Raw genomic sequence first — 7090 nt, forward strand, 5'->3', positions numbered from 1 at the left:
CTGCCGATGTCGCGCATGGATATCGGCGATTATCTCGGCCTCACCATCGAAACCGTATCGCGGGTTTTCACCCGGCTGAAGGACAAAGGCGTCATCCGCCTGCTCAATCTGCGCAGCATCGAGATCATCAAGCACGACGTGCTTCAGGCGATGAGCGAGTGAGGCTACTTGGTCACTTGCCGCGCGTGGCAGACCGTAAGCGTTGCCGCTTCAAGCCCAAACGCTCGCGGAAGGGTCAGCAATAATACACAGGCACGGGATTTCAGTTCGTTGGCGGTGCGGGCAAGCGGCTCGGTAGCCGATCTCGTTGTACTCAACAACTCGACATGAAAGCGGTGCTCGCAGCTGCCGACGAGGCTGCCGGCGTTTACGAGCCGGCCGGCTGATTGGACAGCCCGCGAAGCGCGGCAACTCGCGTGCGCGCTTGCCGCTCGACCCCTGATGAGGATCCCACTGGGACGCCGATTCAGATGGCCTGTCTTTGAAGGCCGCCAAGCAGGCCTACGACCGCTTCAACCGGGCAACCGCAGCCGACCCCCTGCAGATGATGGATACCTTCGTCCCAGCTGAGGTGGGTGACGTCGAATTGCCCCTCGCATTTTCGGCAAGCATCCCGGCAATTTCGCCGTGATGAGGGCTCCGAGTTTGGACAATGCAGGCGCTGTCAACCTTCTGCAAGCCAGCACCGTCGTCTTTAACAAGGACGCCGCAACCACGAGGGCGCGGCCGCCATCGAAGCGAGTTATCTAAGCACTCGCGGTGAAACCGCAGCCCTCTTATGCCGCTCAACAGCTAATTTCAACCGACTTTGGTCACTCGGGCTTCAATTGCCATGCGGCTTTGGGCCAAGCGCGCAGCTAGGCGGCCTGCTTGATTTCCGCGACCTGAACGCCCAGCCGGAATGCCTGACCGTCTGCAAACGAGCGCGCGTAGCTCTCTGATGTAAAAGGGACCGTGGTGGTGGTGCCGCTGACCGTCACGCGAACCGACCACCCGTTGTCCCTAACGATTTCAACGGCATGTTGCTCATGCGCAGCCATGCATTCCTCCCAGAATGGTCCGTTGAGGATGGAGGATAGCGTCGTGAAACTGGTTTGCATGCAAATAATCCGACACCGCGACGTCGAAATGTCAAAATACGCACAGCTATACTCAAGTCGATGGCATCGCCTTAACCTTGGTCGATGCAAGAGGACACCACAGCGGCGAACTCACCTTCAAGGGCGACTGCGCAGTTCACGCCCCTGTCTGGGGAACACGCGGATTACCAGGCGGACAAAAAAAGCTCCAGCGCTGGTCGATGCGCCGGGGCTTTGGGCACGTACAAGCTACACCAACATGTCCGCATATGAACGTGCGCTAATAAAGTGAAGGAATGGTGAATCACGCATATGCCGAAGGGCGCACGCTAAAAGCTGGGGTGAAGCGCAGTATCAGTGATGACAAGTTTGCGCACTCTGATTGTCCCACCTTACTTTCGACCAAACGACGGGGTGAGGATGCGGGCAGTCTTATTGCTTTGATGATGTATGCCGTCACCGCTCATGCCGATGAAGCGAGCCGGCTCACTGACGCCGTCCTCGACCGGCTGCGAAAGCGTGTCGCAAGACCGGCTGATTGTATCGAACCCGGAAACAGACCAACGCCGGCGCAACCTCACCCTGAAACCAAAAGACAATATCGATGACCTCCAACAGCTATGCTCCCAAGGGTTCAAGCGCCTGCAAACGTTGACCACGCCCACTTTCGCTATCGCCGCCTGGATGATGACGGCCGCATCAATTTCATGGGGCGAGCTTTGCCGCCAAGGGGTTCTGCCCGATGGCCGCGACCAGGCTCGTGGATACCTCGAACCATCACCAAGACACCGCGAGACGCGGAAGAGGCAAGCCGCTTCATCAACCGGCAACACCGAAAGCTGCTGATCAATGTGAGCCGCAGTAACGAAGCGTAATCGGGTTCCCACTACAAAAAGGCTCAAACCGCGCAAGACCGCTGATCGATCCGACCAGGATCTTCAACGGTCTGCCCAATGGAAGTCGCCGCTATGGAAATCGTCACGAACAACCCTACGAACAGTCATCTGATGACTTCACGGCGTTTTGCGCCTCTCTTCTGGACGCAGTTCCTGTCCGCCTTCAACGACAATTTCCTCAAGAACACGCTGGTTTTCCTTATTCTGTTCACCCTGGCGGCGGACAAGGCGGCATCACTGGTCACCCTGGCGGGTGCCGTCTTCATGGCTCCTTTCCTGCTCCTGTCTGCCCTTGGTGGCGAGATCGCCGACCGGTTCGACAAGGCGCTCATCGCCCGTCGGCTGAAATTCACCGAGATCGCCGCAGCTGCTGTCGCAGTCGTTGGGATCGCGCTGTCGTCGATCCCGGTGCTGATGATGGCGTTGCTTATGTTCGGCATCATCTCGGCACTGTTCGGACCGATCAAGTACGGCATCCTACCGGATCATCTCGAGCGCAAGGAATTGCCCCGCGCCAATGCCTGGATCGAATCGGCAACCTTCGCCGCCATCCTCGGCGGCACTATCGCCGGAGGCGTCGTCTCGGCCGATGGCATAGGCGTCTCGGTCTTCGGGCCGATAATGATGATCCTCGCCATCGGTTGCTGGTTTGTCAGCCGATACATTCCGTCAACCGGTTCTGCTGCACCCGACCTCGTTATAGACAGGAACATCTTTCGCTCGACGTGGCGACAGGTCAACGGCTTGCGTGCCGACAAGCGGATCTGGCACGCCGGACTGATGACGTCGTGGTTCTGGCTGATCGGGGCCATTGTCCTTTCGATCCTGCCTACGTCGGTCAAGGATTCGCTCGGTGGCGGCGAAATCGCTGTCACCGCCTATCTCGCGGTGTTCGCCGTCTCGATCGCCATTGGCTCTGCCATAGCCGCATGGATGTCGCAGGGCCGCATCGTGCTCTTGCCAGCCCCGGTTGGCACGGCGTTGATGGCACTATTCGGCTTGGACCTGGCCTGGACCATCTGGAGCATGCAGCCTTCGGTCAGGGCCGAAACGCTCGCAACATTCTTCGCCGGGCCAAACACGGTCCATGTTGCGATCGACCTTGCCGGCATGGCTATTGCCAGCGCCTTTCTTGTCGTGCCGACCTTCGCCGCCGTACAAGCCTGGGCGCCCGAAGCCAGCCGCGCTCGCGTCGTCGCCGCCGTGAGCATCGTCAATGCAGGCTTCATGACGGTGGGCGGCATACTCGTCGCCGCGATTCAAGCAGCGGGCGTCTCCACTGGAGGTATCCTGTTCGGCCTCGCCGCATTCAACGTGGTCGCCGCCTGGCTGATGCTGAGATATCTGCCAACCAACGCCTTCCGCGACTTCGTTTCCATTCTGTTCCGAGCCTTCCATCGTCTGGAGGTGGAGGGGCTAGAAAACCTCAAGGCGGCCGGCCCGGCACCCATCCTGGCGCTCAACCATGTCAGTTTCCTCGACGGCCCGCTGGCTTTGACTCTGACCGATGAGGAGCCGGTGTTTGCCATCGACTACACCATCGCCCAGGCCTGGTGGATGAAGCCGTTTATGAACCTCGCCCGCGCCCTGCCGCTCAATCCGGCCAAGCCGATGTCGACCCGCACGCTTATCAAGGTCGTGCAAGGCGGCGATCCGCTGGTCATCTTCCCCGAAGGCCGGATCACCGTCACCGGCGGCCTGATGAAGGTCTATGACGGTGCCGCCATGGTGGCCGACAAGACCGGCTCGATGGTCGTGCCCGTGCGCATCGACGGCCTGGAGAAGAGCTATTTTTCGCGGCTGACCTCGCTGCATATTCGCCGCCGGCTGTTCCCGAAGGTCAAGGTGACCATTCTGGAGCCCGTCAAACTTGAAGTACTGCAGGATCTGAAGGGCCGGAAGCGCCGCGCAGCGGCGGGCGCTGCCCTTTACCAGGTCATGTCCGACCTCCTCTTCCGCACCCAGGACATCGACAAGACCGTGCTGGAGAAGATCATCCAGACGGCGAACGAACGCGGCATGAAGCAGCTGGCCGTGCAGGACCCCGTCACCGGTTCGCTGAGTTACGGCAAGCTGCTGACAGCGGCTGCCGTGCTTGGCGAGAAATTCGAACACCTCTATGCCGGCCAGCAGACGCTCGGTATCATGCTGCCCAACGCTAACGGCGCCTGTGCGACACTGCTCGGCGTCATGTCGGCCGGCAAGGTTCCGGCGATGATGAACTTCACTGCCGGTGCGGCCAACATCCTCTCCGCTTGCACGGCCGCCGAGGTGCGCACCGTGCTGACCTCGCGCGCCTTTGTCGAACAAGCGAAACTCGGCGCGGTGGTCGAGGAACTCGGCCGCTCGGTCGACATCGTCTGGCTCGATGATCTGCGCGCCACCATTGGCCTCAAGGACAAGCTGCTCGGCCTTTTGCGCAAAAGTGCACCCCGGGTCGCCCGCAAGTCCGAAGATCCAGCGGTGATCCTGTTCACCTCAGGTTCCGAAGGCACGCCCAAGGGCGTGGTGCTCACCCACCGCAACATCCTGGCCAATGCCGCCCAGGCCGCCTCGCGTATCGACTTCCACTCAGGCGACAAGGTCTTCAATGTGCTGCCGATCTTCCATTCCTTCGGCATGACGGCGGGCACGGTGCTGCCGCTGATCTCGGGCGTGCCGGTCTATTTCTACCCCTCGCCGCTGCACTATCGGATCGTGCCGGAGTTGGTTTACGCCTCGAACGCAACGATCATCTTCGGCACCGATACGTTCCTTGCCGGCTATGCCCGCACCGCACACCCTTATGACTTCCGCTCGGTGCGCTACTGCTTTGCCGGCGCGGAACCGGTCAAGCCTTCGACGCGCGCGATCTATATGGAAAAGTTCGGCCTGCGCATCCTCGAAGGCTACGGCGTGACCGAAACCGCGCCCGTGATCTCCATCAACACGCCGATGTACAACCGGTCCGGCAGCGTCGGCAAAATCATGCCGGGTATGGAGTATCGCCTGGATCCGGTGCCTGGCGTCGAGGATGGGGGACGGCTGTTCGTGCGTGGGCCCAACGTCATGGCAGGCTATCTGCGCGCCGAGAAGCCGGGCGTGCTCGAACCGCTCGAAGACGGCTGGCATGACACCGGCGACGTCGTCGCCGTCGACGATGTCGGCTTCATCACCATTCGAGGCCGCGCCAAGCGCTTTGCCAAGATCGGTGGCGAGATGATCTCGATGGCCGCCGTCGAGGCGCTGGCGGGCGAATTGTGGAAAGGCTCGCTCTCGGCGGTCGCCGCCGTGCCAGATGCGCGCAAGGGCGAAAAGCTGATCCTCATCACCGAGGCCGTCAACGCCACGCGTGCCGAATTCCTGGCCTTCGCTAAGGCCAACGGCGCCATGGACCTGATGGTGCCCGCCGGAGTGCGCATCGTTGCGAAAGTGCCCGTCCTCGGCTCCGGAAAGCTCGACTTCGCCGCCGTGACAAAGATGGTGCTCGGCGCAGAGATGAAGATTAACGCCGCTTGAGCACGTCCTACCAATGGCCGACGAACCAAGCTGGCCCGCTCTCCCGCGCACTCCCATCCAGTTGCCGCCCGCGTAGGTAACGCCGACACTTCATTAGGTCCCGAAAATCACCGGATGCGCGGCAGCCGTCTCTGTCTGACCTTTGGAATCTTAAACCTATAACTATCACGATCGCCGAACTCAGCACGAGCAGTTCTGGATCTCGCAGAACGGCAAGCAAGGGTGGTGACGCCGCCAAGCGTGCTCGGACGCTGATCCAGCTTGAAAGCCAGGGCGAACTGCCCCGTCGCTTCCTCGCCGGCGCGGATCCAATCGCCACGGCGCTGAACAATCAAATGACCACGGACAGCTTGCCGCAGCTCTTAGCGGGCTGCGACCACGGGCCTGCGCGAGTCCTCGACGAGGCGCGCGCGGAAAGTTCAGGGTTCAGGCTTATCCGTTCAAGCATATCCGCGACGTTCCGGTCTCAATGAGCAGGTCTTGCGAACGGCAGCGCTGGTGAACCTCATGGCGCGGCTCGATCGGCCTGTTTCGGATCTTGCCTGTGGCGGGGAACGGCGGCTGCAAATCGGTCTGGCGCTGACGACAATCGGTTAGCCTCCTCCTACTCGACGAGCCGCTTGCCGGCATGAGCGCGTCACGCACGATGATCATCATTGACCTCGCGTGGATGCGCTATTTGAGCTGGCCGAGAAAGTAACCGTCCTGCAGGAGGGCAGGAAGCTGGTCGAAGGCATGCCAGGTGAGATCCGACCGCTGCGAAGGATGATGCGGCTCCAGGAGCGGAGCCTCACGCAGGTCTCTGCCGTTGAGATGGAGGAGGTTGAATACGTGGAAGACCTTGGGCGGCATCTCGACCGGCGTGGGCATTTGGAATTCGATAAAGGACAGGCGGCCAAGGCCAGGCTCCGTAAGCATGCACCCGCACTCCAAGCACTGCCATCGCATCAAGACGCATGCCGAATAAATTTTCACCAATATTCCGGACTGAACGGCTAAGCAACGGTGAGCAACCGTACGTTTCTTACATTCAATTGAAGCCAATCAGGAATAGATTATTATCCCACCGGGGCGTGTCTTTGGGGATGGGTTGGATGACCAATGTACAAAGGGTAACTCCAGTTCTAGAACAAGCAATCGCTGCACTTCTAAACAGGGCCGAGTATGGTGACACAGTTTCGATCAAAGCGGCACTGAAGGAAATTAGGCAGGCTGCGCCTTATTTGGTCGCATCCGACGAAGAGCTAACCGAGGCGGTCGTCGAAGTATCTGCTGCCATGGGCCTGTCTCAATGAGTGGCATAGCCTATCCTGGCGATTTGGCTTTGTTGAAACAGGTCTTTGATCGTGTCTGCGCCGAGGCAGGTATCTCGGTTAGTAGCGAGCAGGCCGAGCGCCTGAGCATGACCGCAATGGCACTCTTCTCGGACGGCGAGTTCGACGAGGCTGTTCTTTATGAACGCCTTCGGCTTGTTGCCCGCTCTCTGCCGAGAAAGGACCGAGCATGACTCCCATCATCGGGAAGCCCTAGCGAGCGTTGTCGCTCCATAATGAACCTTTGTCGATCGACGACGTGGGCCGATCAGGGCAAGCGATCCGGCAGCAATACTGTGAGGCG

The 7090-nt window shown here is 60.2% G+C and carries 7 protein-coding genes and 1 pseudogene; 6 read left to right on the plus strand and 2 right to left on the minus strand.

Annotated elements, in window-relative coordinates:
• On the plus strand, positions 1–162 hold a 162-nt coding region (locus E5W70_RS22685), incomplete at its 5' end, for a helix-turn-helix domain-containing protein (protein WP_292662666.1).
• Between the two features lie 695 nt (positions 163–857).
• Here the strand turns inward: E5W70_RS22685 and E5W70_RS22690 are convergent.
• A complete protein-coding gene (locus E5W70_RS22690) occupies positions 858–1100 on the minus strand; it encodes a hypothetical protein (protein WP_292662645.1) in 243 nt (80 codons plus the stop codon).
• Positions 1101–1550: 450 nt separating this feature from the next.
• Here E5W70_RS22690 and E5W70_RS22695 point away from each other — a divergent pair, with 450 nt between their 5' ends.
• The 3 genes and pseudogenes from E5W70_RS22695 to E5W70_RS22705 form a co-directional block, all read left to right on the plus strand.
• A complete protein-coding gene (locus E5W70_RS22695; RefSeq protein ID WP_292662647.1) occupies positions 1551–1925 on the plus strand; it encodes a hypothetical protein in 375 nt (124 codons plus the stop codon).
• A 161-nt stretch (positions 1926–2086) separates the two neighbouring features.
• Entirely contained in the window at positions 2087–5473 is a 3387-nt protein-coding gene (locus E5W70_RS22700) for an acyl-[ACP]--phospholipid O-acyltransferase (RefSeq protein WP_292662649.1), read from the plus strand.
• A gap of 409 nt (positions 5474–5882) precedes the next feature.
• Positions 5883–6223, plus strand: a pseudogene (locus tag E5W70_RS22705) (branched-chain amino acid ABC transporter permease/ATP-binding protein); the annotation flags it as partial.
• Here the strand turns inward: E5W70_RS22705 and E5W70_RS22710 are convergent.
• Entirely contained in the window at positions 6149–6391 is a 243-nt protein-coding gene (locus tag E5W70_RS22710) for a hypothetical protein (protein ID WP_292662669.1), read from the minus strand. The pseudogene E5W70_RS22705 and the gene E5W70_RS22710 overlap by 75 nt on opposite strands.
• Before the next feature lie 176 nt (positions 6392–6567).
• Between E5W70_RS22710 and E5W70_RS22715 the strand changes: the two genes are divergently transcribed.
• Both E5W70_RS22715 and E5W70_RS22720 read left to right on the plus strand, forming a co-directional pair.
• The gene (locus E5W70_RS22715; RefSeq protein WP_292662652.1) at positions 6568–6768 is read left to right on the plus strand and encodes a hypothetical protein; all 201 of its coding nucleotides are present in this window, start codon (positions 6568–6570) and stop codon (positions 6766–6768) included.
• Complete coding sequence (locus tag E5W70_RS22720) at positions 6765–6980, plus strand: hypothetical protein (RefSeq protein ID WP_292662655.1); 216 nt, start codon at positions 6765–6767, stop codon at positions 6978–6980. Before E5W70_RS22715 ends, E5W70_RS22720 begins: the two co-directional genes overlap by 4 nt.
• The last annotated feature ends 110 nt before the right edge of the window (positions 6981–7090 follow it).

This window comes from Mesorhizobium sp. (genome assembly GCF_005063415.1).
In the GTDB taxonomy this organism is placed as follows: Bacteria; Pseudomonadota; Alphaproteobacteria; order Rhizobiales; family Rhizobiaceae; genus Mesorhizobium.

Coding starts and splice junctions, on each gene's coding strand:
- E5W70_RS22690 (WP_292662645.1), bottom strand. CDS start 1,100: ATGCAAACCAGTTTCACGACGCTATCCTCCATCCTCAACGGACCATTC.
- E5W70_RS22695 (WP_292662647.1), top strand. CDS start 1,551: ATGAAGCGAGCCGGCTCACTGACGCCGTCCTCGACCGGCTGCGAAAGC.
- E5W70_RS22700 (WP_292662649.1), top strand. CDS start 2,087: ATGACTTCACGGCGTTTTGCGCCTCTCTTCTGGACGCAGTTCCTGTCC.
- E5W70_RS22710 (WP_292662669.1), bottom strand. CDS start 6,391: ATGCTTACGGAGCCTGGCCTTGGCCGCCTGTCCTTTATCGAATTCCAA.
- E5W70_RS22715 (WP_292662652.1), top strand. CDS start 6,568: ATGACCAATGTACAAAGGGTAACTCCAGTTCTAGAACAAGCAATCGCT.
- E5W70_RS22720 (WP_292662655.1), top strand. CDS start 6,765: ATGAGTGGCATAGCCTATCCTGGCGATTTGGCTTTGTTGAAACAGGTC.